This window comes from Neobacillus paridis, assembly GCF_016765675.1.
Taxonomy (GTDB): Bacteria; Bacillota; Bacilli; order Bacillales; family Cytobacillaceae; genus Neobacillus; species Neobacillus paridis.
This window is the reverse complement of record NZ_JAESWB010000229.1, coordinates 58,857-76,306: the sequence shown is the minus strand read 5'-3', so window position 1 is coordinate 76,306 and position 17,450 is coordinate 58,857. Positions and strand designations below refer to the sequence as shown.

At 40.1% G+C, this 17,450-nt stretch carries 23 protein-coding genes and 1 rRNA gene; 6 read left to right on the top strand and 18 right to left on the bottom strand.

The features are described 5' to 3' along the window. Positions 1-256: ribosomal RNA gene (locus JK635_RS15565) — 16S ribosomal RNA — on the bottom strand; the annotation flags it as partial. Between the two features lie 259 nt (positions 257-515). Continuing rightward, a complete protein-coding gene (locus JK635_RS15560; protein ID WP_202654879.1) occupies positions 516-1,391 on the bottom strand; it encodes a nucleotidyltransferase-like protein in 876 nt (291 codons plus the stop codon). A gap of 157 nt (positions 1,392-1,548) precedes the next feature. Between JK635_RS15560 and JK635_RS15555 the strand changes: the two genes are divergently transcribed. Then, positions 1,549-1,902 carry a YgzB family protein gene (locus JK635_RS15555; protein ID WP_202654878.1) on the top strand — a complete coding sequence of 118 codons (354 nt, stop codon included), beginning with the start codon at positions 1,549-1,551 and terminating at the stop codon, positions 1,900-1,902. Positions 1,903-1,973: 71 nt separating this feature from the next. On the opposite strand, the gene perR is transcribed toward JK635_RS15555, so the two are convergent. The 7 genes from perR to JK635_RS15520 form a co-directional block, all read right to left on the bottom strand. Next, positions 1,974-2,411 (bottom strand): peroxide-responsive transcriptional repressor PerR, encoded by a 438-nt coding sequence (gene perR / locus JK635_RS15550; RefSeq protein WP_202654877.1) that lies wholly within the window; start codon positions 2,409-2,411, stop codon positions 1,974-1,976. Between the two features lie 90 nt (positions 2,412-2,501). Then, on the bottom strand, positions 2,502-3,050 hold the full coding sequence (locus tag JK635_RS15545; RefSeq protein ID WP_202654876.1) for a cob(I)yrinic acid a,c-diamide adenosyltransferase: 549 nt from the start codon (positions 3,048-3,050) through the stop codon (positions 2,502-2,504). A gap of 245 nt (positions 3,051-3,295) precedes the next feature. Continuing rightward, positions 3,296-3,763, bottom strand: a complete 468-nt coding sequence (gene bcp, locus JK635_RS15540) for a thioredoxin-dependent thiol peroxidase (RefSeq protein ID WP_202654875.1) — start codon at positions 3,761-3,763, stop codon at positions 3,296-3,298. A gap of 74 nt (positions 3,764-3,837) precedes the next feature. Next, entirely contained in the window at positions 3,838-4,230 is a 393-nt protein-coding gene (locus JK635_RS15535) for an ion channel (RefSeq protein ID WP_202654874.1), read from the bottom strand. A 138-nt stretch (positions 4,231-4,368) separates the two neighbouring features. After that, positions 4,369-5,154 (bottom strand): ABC transporter permease, encoded by a 786-nt coding sequence (locus tag JK635_RS15530; RefSeq protein ID WP_202654873.1) that lies wholly within the window; start codon positions 5,152-5,154, stop codon positions 4,369-4,371. A 4-nt stretch (positions 5,155-5,158) separates the two neighbouring features. After that, positions 5,159-5,950, bottom strand: coding sequence for an ABC transporter permease (locus JK635_RS15525; RefSeq protein WP_202654872.1), 792 nt, complete (start codon positions 5,948-5,950; stop codon positions 5,159-5,161). Next, a complete protein-coding gene (locus JK635_RS15520; protein ID WP_202654871.1) occupies positions 5,943-6,956 on the bottom strand; it encodes an ABC transporter ATP-binding protein in 1,014 nt (337 codons plus the stop codon). Before JK635_RS15520 ends, JK635_RS15525 begins: the two co-directional genes overlap by 8 nt. Before the next feature lie 268 nt (positions 6,957-7,224). On the opposite strand from JK635_RS15520, the gene JK635_RS15515 reads away from it, so the two are divergent. After that, positions 7,225-8,304 (top strand): FUSC family protein, encoded by a 1,080-nt coding sequence (locus JK635_RS15515; RefSeq protein ID WP_202654870.1) that lies wholly within the window; start codon positions 7,225-7,227, stop codon positions 8,302-8,304. Positions 8,305-8,320: 16 nt separating this feature from the next. Here the strand turns inward: JK635_RS15515 and JK635_RS15510 are convergent, their stop codons facing one another. From JK635_RS15510 to fabL, 5 genes are all read right to left on the bottom strand, one after another. Further along, complete coding sequence (locus tag JK635_RS15510; RefSeq protein ID WP_202654869.1) at positions 8,321-10,087, bottom strand: ABC transporter ATP-binding protein; 1,767 nt, start codon at positions 10,085-10,087, stop codon at positions 8,321-8,323. Between the two features lie 171 nt (positions 10,088-10,258). Continuing rightward, positions 10,259-10,789: a nucleoside tri-diphosphate phosphatase gene (gene ntdP, locus JK635_RS15505; protein ID WP_202654868.1), complete on the bottom strand. Its 531-nt coding sequence runs from the start codon at positions 10,787-10,789 to the stop codon at positions 10,259-10,261. Between the two features lie 168 nt (positions 10,790-10,957). Further along, positions 10,958-11,215, bottom strand: coding sequence for a YgaB family protein (locus tag JK635_RS15500; RefSeq protein WP_202654867.1), 258 nt, complete (start codon positions 11,213-11,215; stop codon positions 10,958-10,960). 242 nt (positions 11,216-11,457) lie between these two features. Beyond that, positions 11,458-11,700 carry a gamma-type small acid-soluble spore protein gene (locus JK635_RS15495; protein WP_202654866.1) on the bottom strand — a complete coding sequence of 81 codons (243 nt, stop codon included), beginning with the start codon at positions 11,698-11,700 and terminating at the stop codon, positions 11,458-11,460. A 65-nt stretch (positions 11,701-11,765) separates the two neighbouring features. Then, positions 11,766-12,515 carry an enoyl-[acyl-carrier-protein] reductase FabL gene (gene fabL, locus JK635_RS15490; protein WP_202654865.1) on the bottom strand — a complete coding sequence of 250 codons (750 nt, stop codon included), beginning with the start codon at positions 12,513-12,515 and terminating at the stop codon, positions 11,766-11,768. Positions 12,516-12,629: 114 nt separating this feature from the next. Between fabL and yfhS the strand changes: the two genes are divergently transcribed. Beyond that, positions 12,630-12,821, top strand: a complete 192-nt coding sequence (gene yfhS, locus JK635_RS15485) for a mother cell protein YfhS (RefSeq protein WP_202654864.1) — start codon at positions 12,630-12,632, stop codon at positions 12,819-12,821. A 184-nt stretch (positions 12,822-13,005) separates the two neighbouring features. On the opposite strand, the gene mutY is transcribed toward yfhS, so the two are convergent. Continuing rightward, entirely contained in the window at positions 13,006-14,106 is a 1,101-nt protein-coding gene (gene mutY / locus JK635_RS15480; protein ID WP_202654863.1) for an A/G-specific adenine glycosylase, read from the bottom strand. Between the two features lie 111 nt (positions 14,107-14,217). On the opposite strand from mutY, the gene JK635_RS15475 reads away from it, so the two are divergent. Then, on the top strand, positions 14,218-15,198 hold the full coding sequence (locus JK635_RS15475; protein WP_202654862.1) for a metal-dependent hydrolase: 981 nt from the start codon (positions 14,218-14,220) through the stop codon (positions 15,196-15,198). 78 nt (positions 15,199-15,276) lie between these two features. On the opposite strand, the gene JK635_RS15470 is transcribed toward JK635_RS15475, so the two are convergent. Then, complete coding sequence (locus JK635_RS15470) at positions 15,277-15,546, bottom strand: YfhJ family protein (RefSeq protein ID WP_202654861.1); 270 nt, start codon at positions 15,544-15,546, stop codon at positions 15,277-15,279. Between the two features lie 135 nt (positions 15,547-15,681). Between JK635_RS15470 and JK635_RS15465 the strand changes: the two genes are divergently transcribed. Continuing rightward, the gene (locus JK635_RS15465; protein WP_202654860.1) at positions 15,682-15,858 is read left to right on the top strand and encodes a small, acid-soluble spore protein K; all 177 of its coding nucleotides are present in this window, start codon (positions 15,682-15,684) and stop codon (positions 15,856-15,858) included. Between the two features lie 62 nt (positions 15,859-15,920). Here the strand turns inward: JK635_RS15465 and JK635_RS15460 are convergent, their stop codons facing one another. Together JK635_RS15460 and recX are read right to left on the bottom strand one after the other, a co-directional pair. After that, positions 15,921-16,244 (bottom strand): YfhH family protein, encoded by a 324-nt coding sequence (locus JK635_RS15460; RefSeq protein ID WP_202654859.1) that lies wholly within the window; start codon positions 16,242-16,244, stop codon positions 15,921-15,923. Between the two features lie 105 nt (positions 16,245-16,349). Next, on the bottom strand, positions 16,350-17,165 hold the full coding sequence (recX, locus tag JK635_RS15455; protein WP_202654858.1) for a recombination regulator RecX: 816 nt from the start codon (positions 17,163-17,165) through the stop codon (positions 16,350-16,352). A gap of 143 nt (positions 17,166-17,308) precedes the next feature. On the opposite strand from recX, the gene JK635_RS15450 reads away from it, so the two are divergent. Further along, positions 17,309-17,443 carry a YfhE family protein gene (locus JK635_RS15450; RefSeq protein ID WP_202654857.1) on the top strand — a complete coding sequence of 45 codons (135 nt, stop codon included), beginning with the start codon at positions 17,309-17,311 and terminating at the stop codon, positions 17,441-17,443. Positions 17,444-17,450: the final 7 nt, after the last annotated feature.

Below are 17,450 nucleotides of genomic sequence, written 5' to 3'. Positions count from 1 at the left end.
TAGCTAATGCGCCGCGGGCCCATCTGTAAGTGACAGCTTACGCCGTCTTTTAGCTTATCTACATGTGTAGATAAGAATCATCCGGTATTAGCTCCGGTTTCCCGAAGTTATCCCAGTCTTACAGGCAAGTTGCCCACGTGTTACTCACCCGTCCGCCGCTAACCTCGAGGAGCAAGCTCCTCTTGATTCGCTCGACTTGCATGTATTAGGCACGCCGCCAGCGTTCGTCCTGAGCCAGGATCAAACTCTCCAATGAAGTTGAGTTGAAATAGCTCATAAAATTTAACGTTGGCTTCATCTCGTTTAAAAGATGAATATTATTGTTTGTTGACGTTTTTGTTTGTTTAGTTTTCAAAGAACGATCTTAATCGCTCAAAAGCGACCTACTTAATATATCATAAAGTGCTTCGCAATGTCAACACTTTTTTTCAACCGCCGTCTACGAAAACTTCTTTTGATGTTTCGCAGCGACGGTTATTAATATACCAAGTTTTTTGATCCTGGTCAATACTTTTTTACGATAATTTTTTATTTACCCGATAACAGCGATGGTAGACTCCTTGGCCTTTTGTTTCGACATTAACTACTTCTAGCACATGTTTCTCAATTAAATATTCGAGTAGGACTGGCAGATCAACAGAGTATGGTCTTAATTCCTCTTCATTTAACATTTCATTGTACATCCAGTATTCCTTTGAACTTAACACTTTAATTAAATGGGCTGATCCCATTTCCGTTCTGGAATGAATTAAGAACTCACTAGCGAGGAATAACAATTCAAGTCTTTGCTCAAGTGTCTCTTCACTATTAACCAATTCCTCATATAATTTATAAATTTCCGGCTCAATTTGTTTTATCTGACGCCAAACCGTAAGTTCTGGATGCAGTCCATTTTCAATCACCGCTAGTCTGGCCAGATGGTGCAATGAATGAACGACATGATTGTATGCATCTAAAAATTGTTTGTTTTCAAAAAGTGTCTTACCGTCAACATAGCGGCGGATTAATTTTGCAAATTCCAGACCCATCTTGATTTTTCGACCATGAAATGGAAATTCCTCCAGCTCTGTTTTTAATTTAGCAACATATTCGTTACGATCAAAAATAATTCTCGCATGATGCAGCCATTCAAATATCTTACGGTTTGTTCCTAATAAAAGCCATTCCTCAAGCTGTGCTTCTGAAATAACATGCATCGCGGCTTTTTTTTGATCATACGTATAATGTTTTATAAATACCGGATTTTCTGCTTCTTTGACAATAATTAAGAGGACAACATCAAAAGAGTCTGTTGTGAGCGTTGTCTTTTCCTTCTTTTCTACCAATAAAACCCCTAATGTATTCAATTGGCTTGCTCTTTCTTGATAAATAGGCCGAAGAATATCTTCCATCCATGATACCTCCATTTTTCATGTTAGCAATATATGTTCGACAATAATGATAAATCTCCTTCTAAAAAATAAGTCAAAATTCGACATTCCACAAGATGCTGTTTCTTTTTCTCACTTTTAAATAAATATGGTATAGTTTCTCTAGGAGGAGAGACAGATGGCAAAATATTCGAGTAAAATTAATAAAATTCGCACTTTCGCGCTCGCTTTAGTCTTTGTTGGATTTATTGTTATGTACATTGGGGTTTATTTTCGTACCTCTCCCATTATTATGACCATTTTTATGATATTGGGACTTATTTTTATTATTTCAAGTACGATTGTATATTTTTGGATTGGGATGCTCTCAACCAAGGCCATTCAGGTGAAATGTCCCAACTGTGGGAAACCAACAAAAATGCTGGGCAAAGTGGATATGTGCATGCACTGCCGTGAGCCATTAACCCTCGACCGGGATCTTGTCGGTAAGGAGTTTGATGAAAAATATAATAAGAAATCTTATAAAAAATAAAAAAAGGGGACTTAACTATTGGCTTTAAAGTGCCAAAAAGTTAAGTCACCCTTATTTGAAGTGGTAGGCAATTAGTGTACCTCTTTCCCTGCACAATCCGGACATGTACCGTAAATTTCTAAACGATGAGTATCCACCTTGAACCCTGTCACATGTGCGGCCAAATGCTCCACCTCGTCTAAGCCGGGATAATGGAAATCAACAATTTTCCCACAATGCTCACAAATAACGTGATAATGTTCTGATGTAACAAAATCAAACCTGCTGGAAGCATCCCCAAAGGTTAATTCCTTTACAAGGCCAACTTCACGAAATACTCGTAAATTATTGTAAACTGTTGCCACACTCATGTTAGGGAATTTTCCTTCCAACGCTTTGTAAATTTCATCTGCAGTGGGGTGTGACATTGAGTTTATTAAATATTCAAGTATCGCATGACGTTGTGGAGTAATTCTTACTCCAGTATCCTTAAGAGTTTCCAACGCTTCTTTTAGCTGATTCATCGCCATGCACCTCTTTTCTAAAAAATATTATTAGATTATAATTGTTATAATTAGTTTACTAGGAAATTAGTACTTTTGTCAATATTGTAATATCGTTTATGAATGCAATGTTTTTTCGTTAGCACCAAGCAGTTGGTTTACATAGCGAGCGGTTACAAACAGCAAATCTGACAGCCTGTTTAAATAGGCCAGAACTAGTGGGTTGACATCATCTCCAAGCGCCACTGCACATCTTTCTGCTCTCCTTGCGGTTGTTCTTGCGACGTGGAAAGCAGCCCCTGAAGGATGGCCGCCAGGTAAAATGAAATTAGTTAACTGCGGCAGTGTTTGATCCCATGCATCGATATATCGTTCCAATTCTTCAATATCTTCGGGCTTAAGTGACCATTTGACTTCCTTACCTTTAGGAGTAGCCAATTCTGCTCCTACATGGAAAAGATTTGTTTGTATTTTATGATAAACTTTCTCAATTATTTCTTTTTCTTGAAAGTTTTCCTTATTTAAATAACTTAACGCCAGTCCAATCATCGAATTCGTTTCATCACAGGTTCCATATGCTTCTACCCGTATATCGTTTTTTGCAACTCTTTGCCCATAGACGAGTGAAGTAGTCCCTTTATCTCCTGTTTTTGTATAAATTTTCATTTAGAACACCTCTTTCAATCAACAGTATTCATCCAGTTCCATTGTAAAATCTTTTTTATCATACCATTGATTTATGAAGAAAGAAAAGTTTCAGCTATTTACGACACCGTTTTAGACATAAAAAAAGGGGCCCTGTAAGGACCCAAAATTCTATCTGAGGAGGTATGCCCTAATAAAATGATATTCAAAACATGCTCACTTGCATTGGACAAATGCCTTTTCCTTCAAAAATAGGCTTGAAAATATTATAGATTTTCCCGAATGTAGCTTAAGGCTTCCTCGACATGCCCATTCACTTTAACTTTTCTCCATTCCTTTACTAGAACGCCTTCCTTATCAATAATAAAAGTTGACCTTTCAATACCCATATATTCTTTGCCAAAGTTTTTCTTCAACTTCCAAACCCCGTAGCTTTCAGCCACTTGATGATCTGTGTCGGCTAACAGAAGAAATGGCAGTCCATGTTTTTCAACAAACTTTTGATGCTTTTCGACCGGGTCTGGACTGACACCTAGAATAACTGCATTTACATCATCAAATTGATCAAATTGATCACGAAAATCACAAGCTTCCGTTGTGCAGCCCGGAGTCATATCTTTTGGATAAAAATAAAGGACAACGTTTTTTCCTTTTAAATTCGATAATGTTACTTTTTCTCCATTATGAGCTTCTAAGGTAAAATCAGGTGTTTGTTTTCCAATTTCTACTGTCATTTTTATCACTCCACTTTGAAAATCATTCCTATCCATAGCCTAACCAAAGTTTCGTTTCTAAACAACTTTCCTGCTTACTTATCGCGTTCAAACATCACTCTGGCTACAAAGGCTGCTGGCAGAGTATAGCCAATGAGCGCTTCAATCGCAGCAATAAACCTGCCGATACCTTGAGGGATGACGTCCCCATTCCCAACTGAAAATAACATCATCGTACTGAAATAAAAACTCGTTTCAAAAACGTTGTAGCGACCAGCCTCATTGACCTCGATGAGTACAGGCATCTCCATTAAGTAAAGTATTAAATAAATAAGGCCGAATCCAATGATAATTGTTAAGTAAACCGTACATAAATAAAAGAAATTATCGATAGACACTAATTTTCCTTTAATCGTATTTGGAATAAACAGTAAGCGGATGCTCATAAAGATACAAAAAATCACGATTGGCAGCAGGAAAAAGATCAATACAGATCACCTCTAATGATAGGGAGATACTTTATTTCTATGCCAGCTTGGCCAATTAAATGAAAACTTGCCGACTGGCGAGTCCTTTTTTCATGAGGCTTAGTTAAATTTACGCGACAATGGTTCCCTCACACCTGCTTAGTTCCCTGCTCCACGGTATTTTTTTATTCCATGATTCCATAAAACGATCGATAAGCTGAAAAAGACGACGCCTATTAGCGGTGTTAAAAATGCATACCAATACCATTCCGTTTTGCCAAGAAAAAAGGAGGCTGGATAGACACCGACAAAGGCAAACGGCAAAATCCATGTCAGGACAAAACGAATTAATTTATTATAAATATTGACCGGATAGCGGCCGTAATTGCTGATATTATACATCATTGGCATAATCGAGGTTCTGGCGTCAGCCCAAAAGCTAATACAGGCCAGCATCACAAAGATGCCGCCGTACACCAAGGCTCCACCGATGACAAAAATGAAAAATAAAAACGGATCATACCATGTTACCTCTAACCCCAACCTGCTGCCGGCGTAAACCATGACAGTGATTCCGGTAACAGCACCTAACAAAGATTCCAGCTCTATCTGCTCCAGGATGATTTGAAACAGGCTGTGGATCGGCCTTGTCAAAATCCTGTCCAGTTCCCCTTTAACGATATAGCGCTCATTAAAATTCCAGATGTTAAAAAACGCGGAGAAAACGGCATACGGGACGAGAAAAAAGCCGTAAATAAAAATAATTTCATCCCGGCTCCAGCCTCCAAGTAATTTTGTATGCCCAAACACAACCAAAATGAACACAAGATTAATCGCCTGGGACATTAAATCTGATAAAAATTCCACGAACAGATCTGCGCGGTACTGCAATCTTGTTTTGGCATATTGAGAAATATATTGAAAAAACATTGTTAGATAAAACACGTCTTTATCCCCCTTGAATGATCAGCTGTTTCTTGGCAATATACCACAGCAATTGGATCGGCAGGATTAATATTACCACCCAAATAAACTGCTGGCCGATGGCAGCCCATGCTTCTTGATGTGAAAAACCTTTTGTAAAAATCATACTCGGCACGTAGCTGATTCCTTGAAACGGCAGAAATTTCATGATCGACTGGACCCAGCCCGGGAAAAAGCTGATCGGCAGGAGTAATCCAGAAAACAAATCAATAATCACCCGCTTCGCCCGAATGAGGCCGGCATTATTATAGAGGAAAAAGGTGGTAATCCCAGTTAATAAATTCAGCTCTGTGTTAATAAAAAAGCTTAATAAAATGGAAAGGGCAAATAAACCCCAGACACTTAAATCCCAGGTAAAATGAATCGGAAATATCAAGTAGACAATCACAAGTCCGGGCAGCGAAAATAAAAACAACCGAAAAATTCCTTCTCCCAGCCCCTCCATCGTTTTCATTCCGAGGTAATTGTACGGCCGAATTAATTCAACCGCGACCTTTCCTTCCATAATTTCCATTGCCATTTCCCGGTCAAGGTTATTAAAATAAAACGCCCGCGCCATCCAGGAAATCGCCACGTAGGCAGTCATTTGACTAACGGATAAACCCTGAATTTCCTCCTTGCCAGCATAAATCGCCGTCCATAAAAAATAATAGGCACCAATATTAATGCTATAAATCAGTATTCCTGTATAATAATTCGTCCGATAAGCAAGCATCATTAAAAAACGGATGCGAATCATTTCGATATATTTATCCAACTTCAACCGCACCCTTTTCATAGATATTGCGAATGATTTCCTCCGTAGAGGTCTCATTAATTTTAATATCCTTAATTTTAAACGCGGCCACGACTATAGCAATCACTTGAGAAATTAAAAGATCGTCATTCTCAAGGTTCGCGATAAACACCTGCTCCTTTTCATCAAGATCCCACTTAACAGGCATGCCGCTGGTTAACTTTTTCACTGCTGGCAGATCAACCTGCTCAAGAAATTGAAAATGCAACTCTTTTCCGTCGGCGAGATTTTCCTTCAGATGATGCAGGGCCCCATCGTAAATAACCTTACCTTCATCAAGCATGATCACCCGTTCACATAATGCTTCGATATCAGACAAATCGTGGGTAGTCAGGAGAATCGTCGTGTTGTATTTCTGATTGATTTCCTTTAAGAATTCGCGGATCTTCAGCTTTACCAGCACATCGAGACCAATCGTCGGCTCATCCAAAAAAAGCAGCGGCGGATTATGAATCAGGGCTGCCGCCAGCTCACATCTCATCCGCTGGCCAAGAGAGAGTTTCCTAACCGGCTTGTCCAAAAGCGGCTCAATGTCCAAGGTTTTAATCACATGCTGCATATGATCGTCATATTGCTCGTCTGTTACTTTATAGACCTTTTTTAACAGCCGGAACGATTCCTGAACAGCAATATCCCACCATAGCTGCGAACGCTGGCCGAAAACGACGCCAATCGTGCGGACAAATTTCTCCCGTTCTTTGTGCGGGTTCATCCCGTTAACACGGATATCTCCCGAGGTCGGCGTCAGAATGCCAGTCAGCATTTTAATGGTCGTTGATTTACCTGCCCCGTTTTCACCAATGTAGCCCACCATTTCACCCTGGCTAACGGAAAAACTGATATTGTTAACAGCCGGAACCACTTTATAATTTCTTGTAAATAAATCGCGGAACGCGCCTTTCAGTCCGGAGCGGCTGGAATATGCTTTAAACTCTTTGCGCAAATTTTTTACTTCAATAGCATTCATATTTGTACCTCCAGATACATATCTAAAGAAATAGTTTAGCATAAATGATCTACTGACTGCGGTTTATTTGCTTGCTTTTGGATAACAAGACCACTTATTCAATTCTCTTAAATCTGAGGCTATTGTTTTATTTCCCCAGATAACTTGCAACAATTTGAATTTTGTTCATATAATTTCTCTTGGTGATATGTTTTAATTTAAGTGTACGATTATATCACCTCTGCTCAAATATGGATAAAGACCTATTATTGAAAGGATATTAGAGAAAATGAAGTTAGGGGCCCGCATTTTTAAAACGGGAATAGCTATTGTTTTATCGCTTTACTTGGCTCAGCTGCTGCATTCGCCATCACCAGTGTTTGCCGCCATTGCTGCCATTTTCGCGATTCAGCCAACCATTTACCGCAGCTATCTAACGATTATTGAACAAATACAAGGGAACGTGATTGGCGCCATTCTCGCTGTCCTTTTTGTTCTGTTTCTAGGAAATCATTTTATAGTTATTGGACTAGCTGCCATCATCGTCATAACCCTTCATCTGAAACTCAAGCTGGAGAATACGATTGGCCTTTCTCTGGTAACGCTGATTTCGATCATGGAAACAACCAATATGAACTTTATGCAATTCGCCGGCATTCGTTTTTCGACGATCATGATTGGCGTTTTCTCCGCGTTTATTGTCAATCTCGTGTTTATGCCGCCTAAATATGAAAATAAGCTTTATTTAAAAATCGTCAGCACAACGGAAGAAATGGTCAAATGGATCCGGTTAAGCATCCGCCATGATTATGATCATCAACTGTTAAAGGCAGATATTAAAAAACTCAAGGAAAACATTCTTGCCATGGAGCAGTTTTATAAAATGTACAAGGAAGAGCGCCAGCTTTTTAAAAAGAACGATTTGGAAAAGTCGCGCAAGCTCGTGGTTTATCGCCAAATGACCATTACGGCAAGAAAAGCGCTGGATACGTTAAAACGGATTCATCGATATGAAAATGAATTGCTCCAGCTTCCGGAAAACTTTAAGCAATCGATTCAAGAACAGCTGGATTCTTTAGTGTATCATCATGAACAATTAATGCTGCGGTTCATTGGAAAAATCCCGACACCGGCGCCGTATTCCGATGAAAATATGTACTTGAATAAAGATGAACTATTTCAATTCTATTTAACTTACCAACAGCAATTACCCGGAAAAGCTCAAGAACCGCATATTTATCACATGATGCAAATTATCGCCTCGATTATTGATTACGGCGAACAGGTGGAACATCTTGACACACTGATTACCAGCTTTCATTCTTATCATCACAATGAAATATCAGTCGAAGCGGACAACAAAGAATAGAGAAACCGAAGCCAGCTTATCCTGCTTCGGTTTCTCCCTGCTTCAATTGCTGTACTTGAAATAATCCGTAGTATTTCCCTTGTTTTGCCATCAGCTCATCATGTGTCCCTGTTTCGACAATCCGGCCGTGTTCGATTAAAACAATTCGGTCTGCATGTGTAATCGTTGACAAGCGATGCGCCACAATGAAGGTTGTCCGGTCTTTCGCCAATCTGTCGAGAGATTCTTGAATCGAGTGTTCACTTTCTAAATCAAGTGCCGACGTCGCCTCATCTAAAATTAGAATCGGCGGATCTTTCAAGAAGACTCTGGCAATCGCAATTCTTTGCTTTTGCCCTCCGGAAAGCTTAACCCCTCTTTCCCCGACTTTCGTATCATAGCCATCTGCAAGTTGTAAAATAAATTCGTGAGCATTGGCGGCCTTTGCTGCTCGAATGACCTCTTCTTCTGATGCACCCGGTTTTCCCAGTAAAATATTTTCCTTTACTGAATCACTGAAAAGAATGTTATCTTGGAAGACAACACCAATTTTATCCCGTAATGACTGCACTTTAAACTTGCGGATATCGAGGCCGTCCAGCAGAATTCTCCCCACCGTCACATCATAAAATCGCGGGATCAAACTGACAAACGTGGACTTGCCACCGCCGCTCATGCCGACAAGGGCAATCGTTTCCCCTTTTTTCACATCGATATTTATATCCTTTAAAACCTCCTCCTCTCCTTCGTTATAGGAAAAAGAAACCCCTTCATATGAAATATCTCCGTTTACCTGCCGGCACTCCACTGCATCGGGGGCATCCACGATATCATACTTTTCATCCATTAGTTCAAAAACCCTATCCATCGAAGCAAATGATTGCGTGATTGTTGTGGAGGAATTGACTAGTCTCCGCAGCGGATTATAAAGCTTATCAATATAAGCATAAAAGGCCATCATCGTCCCCAAGGACAAATTGCCCTGAATCACCAGATAACCAGAATAGGCGATGACAAGTAACGGGGCAATGTCCGTAATCGTATTTACGACAGCAAATGATTTAGCGTTCCAGCTTGTATGCTTCAGTGCTTTTTCCAAAAAATGATCATTTGCTTTATTAAACCGGGTTTGCTCGTATTCTTCAATCGCAAAGCTTTTTATGACCGGCATCCCTTGGACACGTTCATGCAAATAACTCTGGACCCCTGCTAAAGCCTGGGAACGAATCCTTGTTAAGCGCCGTAAATTTCCGAAAAAGTAGCGAATCGAAAAGGCATATAGCGGAAAAAGTGCAATCGAAATAAGTGTCAGCTTTACATTCAATGAAAACATAAGAATAATCGCAATAATAATTGTAGCCATATCCAGCCAAAGGTTCATTAACCCGGTAACCACAAAAGCTTTCGTCTGCTCTACATCATTAATAATCCGCGAAATGATTTCACCTGCACGGGTATTGGCATAATACTTAAAGCTTAGCTTTTGGATATGCTGATATAAGACGTTACGCAAATCATATAGAATTTTATTGGAAGTCCATTGGGCAAAATATTGGCGGTAATACTCAATTGGCGGTCTAAGGATAACGAAAACGATAATCATAATCCCCATGATGACCAATAATTTATCTATTTTCTCGTTGGCAACTAAATTGGGATTTTGCACAATATCATCGACAACATACTTAATTAACATCGGAAGAATAAGCGGAATGGAAAATTTAATAATTCCAATGATAATGGTCGCAACAATTTGCCAACGATAAGGTTTGACAAATGTAAGATATCTGCGAATACTATCCATGTTGCAGCCCCCTCTCCCTACTATCTATTTCATTAAAAAACGCCTGTTGATCGCAGTCAACAGGCGATTAAAAACATGCGGTGAACAGAGCCAAGCATTACTGTACGAGAGTTTGCATAATCACTATTTTTTGAAATGAACCGTTTTTTTGCTTTGCTCTGTCCTTGTCCACTACCGTCTGTACGTTAAATAACGCTCATACCAAATATCGATAAAATCCGCTGCAAATGGACCACTTCGCTGTCTAATCATTTGGACAAGTTTATCAACATTCCGCTTTAATATTTGATCAATAACCTCTGGATAATTCATTTCACGGCGATGACGCTCGTACTCATCCTCATCCAACAGATTAAAGGTCATATCGGGATACACTTTGATATCTAGATCATAATCAATATACTTCACTGCCTCGCCATCAAAAACAAATGGTGAGCTGAGATTACAATAATAATAAATGCCATCTTCGCGAATCATGCCAATCACATTAAACCAGTATTGCGAATGAAAATAACAAATGGCCGGTTCCCTTGTAATCCAAGTCCTGCCGTCTGATTCTGTCACCAGAGTACGGTCATTAGCGCCAATCACCAGTTTCTCCGATCCTTTCAAAACGGTTGTCTCTTCCCAGACGCGATGGATGTGCCCATTGTGTTTATAGCTATGTATTTGTACTGGTTCACCTTCGATGGGTACGCCCATTATCTCCCCTACCTTCATTTCCGAACGCTTTGCAACCTATTACTGCCAAAAAATGATAAAAGGCAACAAAGAAAATTCCTATTTTCTTATTAACATTATAACGGTTGCAGACAGAATTTAAAACAAAAGAGCCATAATTCCTACGGCTCTTTGTAAAAATCTCGTATTTCAACTTGATGGTACTAAGTTCATATCCCGGTAGGAATTAATGACATCTTCTGTTTGTTTTTCAAAAATGGTTTGGATTTCTTTTAATTCATTTTTCATCCGCTGAATTTCCGCTTGGATATTATCAAGATCCGTTTCATTTTGCAAACTCAGAAGTTCCGCTTCAACTTCTTGACAGCGTTCCAGCTCTGCTTGAAGAAACAATAATTTGTCCATCGTCGCCATCTGTTCGGAAACCAGTCGGTTAAAATCATTCATCTTCCTCACCGCCTTAATAATAGTTCATATATGTATTCTTTAAAATTAGGTCATTTCCTTTGACTAGTTCTGTATTCTGAAGAAAAGTTTTGTCGAACCTTAAAGATCTTGGAATTCTATAACAATCAGTGAAGTGATTCTCAACTGCTAGATGTCGATTTGGCGATTTCATTCAATGAAATCTAACAAAAAAGAAGGCACCCAATGCATGAATGAGTGCCTTCTAAGTAAGTATGTTTTAATTAGCTTTGACCGAATTGACCGGCGTTTTGGTTTTTTTTAGATTCTGCTTGTTGGTTTTGCTGTCTTACTTCAGAAGCATTCGTTTCACTCGCAAATTCTGTGCCAAAAGATCCAGAAGCGCCTCCTTGGGCAGAGCGAGCATTTTGCTTTCTTACCTCAGCAGCATTGGTTTCACTTGCAAATTCAGTGCCGAAATTAGATCCAGCAGAAGTTTTGTTTGGCTGTTGGTTGAATTTTGCCATTGATATCACCTCCACGAGTATAATGTACCCTTGTTGGTGAAGATTATCCGAAAAATTATCAAAAATTAAACGAGCAGCGAAATTCCGCCATCAACAATGATCGTTTGCCCCCTGATCATGCTGGATTGATCAGACAGCAGGAACATTACACAATTCACCATATCCTCAATTTCCACCATTCTGCCCGCAGGTGTTTTTTCGGCGGCCTCCTTTAAAAGCTCGTCGCGATTTGGAAAAGATTTTAGCGCTTCGGTGTCCACTGCACCTCCGGAGACGGCATTAACGACAATATTCTTGGCTGCTAATTCAACCGCCAGGTACCGCGTTAACGCTTCTAGCGCTGCTTTCGATACCCCGACAGCCGTATAGTTTTCCAAATAGCGGATCGCCCCTAGTGAGCTGATACTGACGATTTTTCCACCGCCACTTTTTTCCATCAACTTAGCTGCTTCCTGAGCGCAAAATAACAGTGCCTTGCTGTTAATATTTAAGGTCCAATCCCAATGCGATTCTTCCAGTTCCATCGCCGGCCGCTGAACTCCGGATGCAGCATTGTTGACGAATACATCAAGCCTGCCAAATTCTTCATTTATTTGGGCAAACATTGCTTTAATCTTGCTGACATCCCCGACATTTGCTTTCACAATTAACGCTTTTCTCCCAAATGCTTCAATTTGTTCAGCTGTTTCAAGTGCGCCTTTTTTGCTTCTTGCATAGTTAATGACGATATCATATCCCTCTTGTGCCAGCCTGATGGCAGTGGCTTTGCCAATTCCACGGCTGCTTCCTGTGACTAATGCTACTTTTTGTGTCATAAAACTCCCTGCCCCTTTTAAACGTGATGCTATCATTTTAGCTTTTTCATGAATAGAAGACAATTGATATACAAAAAACTATGGGAAATCAGAAATTTGAAAGGATGGCGAGTTATGTATTCTGGGCGCGATATGACTGAACTGTCGATGGTGTCGATTACTGATTGGAAGGATGAAGAACTGGGGTATTTTCACCAGGCCTTACAGCAAATCATGCCTTATTTAAATAGTGAGGGGCAGACGATTCATCGGGAGATAGTGGAGGAAATTCAAAATCGCGGCGGAACAGGGCAATTGCAGCTTTGATTTGATGGATTGGGATTGGCAACCGGAGAGAGGAGGGGTGCCAATCACCAATACCCGTGATTGGTTACCCAGGCAGTGCTTTTTTAGATGGCTCAGGCTCCAATAAGGCGCATTGGTTACCGGCTTGACTAATTTTCTCCTGCCCCGGGCGCCAATAAGCCTTATTAGTCTTCCAATGACTTCCTTAATTTAGTAAAGATTCCTGATACAGCAGAAACATCTTCTGATAAGGAACTGGAAAAGCAAATTGCTCCATCTCTTCTGGCGAAACCAGCTTCCATTCATCACTTTCCGCGAACGTGCCATCTATTTGTCCAATGTACACCTTAATATTCCAAAGCAAATGGGAAAAGATATGCTCAACCTGGCCGATAACCTTTCCTAAAGTTACCGACAACTCTGTAGCAGTATTAAAGAGTTGCTCCACATGACCTCGCTCTCCCTCCAGCGGATGAGCAATTTCGACATTTGGAAACTCCCATAAATTGGCCAGAAGACCTGTGGAAGGTCGCTTATGAATTAAAATTTTCCCGTTACCAGCTAAAAGAATCGCCGAAGCTAACTGCACCTGGCGCGTCTTTGTTTTTTTTGTTTTGACCGGAAGTTCTGACTGTACTCCTTCATCAAATGCCTGACAATGTTCACGAACCGGGCATAACAAACAAGCAGGAGAGGTTGGTGTGCACACCAATGCACCTAACTCCATCAATGCCTGGTTAAAGGCAGAGGGGTCCTCATGAGAAATAAGTTCACGAACTGCTTGTTCAAATATCTTCCGCGATGATGGGCGGGCAATATCTTCCCAAATAGAAAGAATTCGTGATAACACCCGCATCACATTGCCATCCACCGCAGGTTCCGGCTTACCGTAGGCAATACTTAATATGGCTCCGGCAGTATACGGCCCAACTCCTTTTAACTTGGAAATTTCCTCGGGACTGTCAGGCACCACCCCACCGTATGTTTCCTTTACTTCCTTAACCGCTGATTGCAGATTTCGTACTCTTGAATAATATCCCAGCCCCTCCCAAGCCTTAAGGACTTTTTCTTCATCGGCAGTTGCCAAATCTTCAATAGTTGGAAACCAATCAATAAAACGATTGAAATAAGGAATGACTGTATCGACTCTTGTTTGTTGCAGCATCACCTCAGATACCCATACTTTGTAGGGATCTTGGTCCTTTCGCCACGGTAGGTTCCGCTGTTCTTTTTTAAACCAGGAAATTAAATCCGTTTGAAAAGCATTTATATTGATTTTTTTTAAATTATTTAGTTCAATTAACATAATATTTCCCCCCATTTTTATAAACAAACAACGAAAAGGGTATATAATAAGTAACAGATATACGATAATTCACTTTATCTTTTTTGACAAGAAATTAAGGAGGCTCAATTTTTGGATACTGGAACTCATGTTGTGATGGGCATTGCACTTGGCGGTCTAGCAACACTGGATCCAGCAGTCGCAAGCAGCCATGTTACGACAACTAGTGTTTTAATTGCTACTATTGCTGGTTCACAAATACCTGACATAGATACGGTCTTAAAATTAAGGAATAACGCGATATACATTCGAAATCATCGCGGTGTCACTCATTCCATTCCGGCTGTCATTTTATGGCCGCTCGTTCTCTTGGCGGTTATCTACCCGTTTTTCCCTGGGGCAAACCTGCTCCACCTATGGGCTTGGGCGTTCGCTGCCGTATTTATCCATGTATTTGTTGACATTTTTAATGCCTATGGCACCCAGGCACTGCGGCCTTTTAATTCAAAATGGCTGGCACTTGGTGTGATTAATACGTTTGATCCGTTTATTTTTGCGATTCATGTACTTGGAATCATTGCATGGGTCATGGGTGCGGATCCCGGTTTTACCTTCCTGTTAATGTATTTTATTATCATTGGCTATTATTTCAAACGATATCAGACGAAAAAGCGGGTTTTGGTCGAAGTAAGGTCGATGATTCCGGATGCCACTGAAATCATTGTTGCTCCCACGATGAAGTTCCATCAGTGGCGAATCGCCGCAATGAACGAAGACTGCTTCTTTGTCGGCAGATCAATTAATGGCGAGGTAAAGATTCTTGATCGCTTTAAACGAATTCCTGTGCCCAACACTCCGGTGATTGAAGCAGCGAAAAAGGATCAAAATATCTCGGCATTCCTTTCGTTCTCACCTGTCTATCGCTGGGAAGTCGATGAATATGATGATCATTATGAAGTCAGATTTATTGATTTACGATACAGGAGCAACGGGCACTACCCATTTGTCGCGGTAGTACAATTGGATCTTGATTTAAAGCCAATAAATTCCTATACTGGCTGGGTATATAGTGAAAGAAAGCTGCGGAAAAAGTTAGGAGTAGTTCCGAGTTAAAAATTTACAGCGGTGACCACATAGTCACCGCTTTTTTATTTGGGGATAAAAGTTCTATTATGTCTGTCATTACGCGATTCAATTTAAAGTATTTTTATCCTGCTCAAAAAATTGCTTGAATTTCGGATTTGTGGCTACGAATTCATGGAGCTTGTCACCATAATGTTCAATCCACTGTTTGACAATTTTCTCGGTCATTTCACTTCCCATGTATTTCTCTCCTGCCTTTGCATATGATGACTCAAAATCTTCCCATAATAATTCCACCCATGTCCGAGCTTGATAATAGGAAAGATAGTCATTTTTTTCAAGCAGTAATTTTGCCAATCGTTCATGATAATCATTCATTAAAAACACACCCCCGTTGCCAATTTCTATTAACATAAGTACAAAAATTAATGCGAATACTAACCTTACGTGATAAGCAATGCGACCTGAACGCTTTGCTCTTCACGTTTCTCATTCCCTTTTTGGAGGTAAAACATGAGAAATAAACAACGCAAATTCCCCAACCAAAATAATAATAAGCTAGAGGGAGAACCGCGGGCAAAAGCAGAATATGCATCAACAAGAGCGGACGGCAGCATAAATACACATCCACAGGAACGGATGCGGGCCTCAGGCGAACGTGATGACGAATCACCACAAGTTTGGAAATAATTTCAACAGAGCCAGAGAAAAAAGACAAGCCAGAGAGGATCCATTCTCTGGTTTGTCTCAGATTATCTTAGCCATTTTAGCATCGATATTGGCAATGCCTCATCTTTGCCGGAGCCATTAAGACGATATCCCCAGGCAAACACACCATTGATATAATCAATTTTAAAATATTCCCCCGGAGCGCCTTCAATTTCATATATTTCTCCAGGTTCAAACTGTCCAGGGTCTGAAAGATAGGCGCGTGCCATTTGCACTTTTCTTTCCAATACGGCAAACTCATTAACCATCCCCAACTGTTCCGCTTTACGGGCTTTTTCTTGGAGAGTGGCAATTTCCTGCCATAATTCTTGATGCGTCATCTCACTGTAGCGTTTCTCCTGCTGCATTAGCTTCACTCCCGATTATCGCTTTATTTCAAGTATAAGTTTTTTTATTCAATTAATAAAGTGAGACCACTCTGCCTGAGTTATACCCATCTTGAAAAAATCATCTCAGTAATCGGCGCTATTTTTTTCTACCAAAAATTTTTCAATTAACTCGATGGAAAAACCTTTGCGATATAGGGCTTGTTTCATTTTTTGCTGATATTCAAACCCGCTATATTGTGAATATTTACGGTGTGCCTTTTCGCCCTGGTGCCTGATCGCTTCAAGCTCTGCATCCGTCTCTTCTTTAGGAACCGTTTCTTGTAATGCGATTTGAATCAGTTCAAATGAGTACCCTTTGCGGTAAAGCAGCTGCTCAAGCTTTTGCTTTTGAATTTTTAATGAATCTTTTGAGGGCTTTTTGAAAAACTTCTTCCCCACGTTCACAGCCTTGTCAAGCTGCAGCTCAGGAGGAAATTCTGCCAACGCTTGAATGATTATTTTTTCAGCAATTCCTTTTTCTTTTAACTCCTGCTTAATGATATCTGGTCCTTTGTCAGTTGTATTGACCATCGTTCTCACAAAAGCAAAGGCGTATTCCGAATCATTGAGATATTGCTGGCTTTTTAATTTATGAACCACTTCTTGAATAATTGGTTCCTTTATGGCTTTTTTTTGGAGATAATCTCTGATTTCTTTTTCCGAGCGAATTCGTCTTGCCAGAAATTGAACAGCTAAATGATAGGCTTTGCGAATGTCGTCCTGAAATTGAATTTCCAGTAAGGAAAAATCATCAAGCTCCATTCCTTTTTTTAACTGGAATTTAATAAGCACATCACTGTCTACACTAAAGGCAAATTCCTCGCCTTTGCCATCATCCATGAAAATATTATAGCGATCCTGGTTTTTCTGTTGTGTGGTGATTTTAGTAATAATGGCCATATCCGTCACCTCAACAATACTTTACCATATTCTCTCGACAAAACCTGATTGAAAAAGTAATTTTTCGAAAAATGGTATCATTCCCCATGATAAAGGAAAAAATAGGGAAATGCAGCAATAAATGATGGAAAGGGATGAGCACAATGGGTGGAAAAAAGAAAAAGGATATGGGAAAAGGTAAATATTCGTTAACCAGTACGCAGGAGGTATTGTATCAGCGTGAGTTTAAAATGGCAGACCGCGCCGGCGGCTTTACCGATCGCAAAACAAAGCTGTAATTGATAA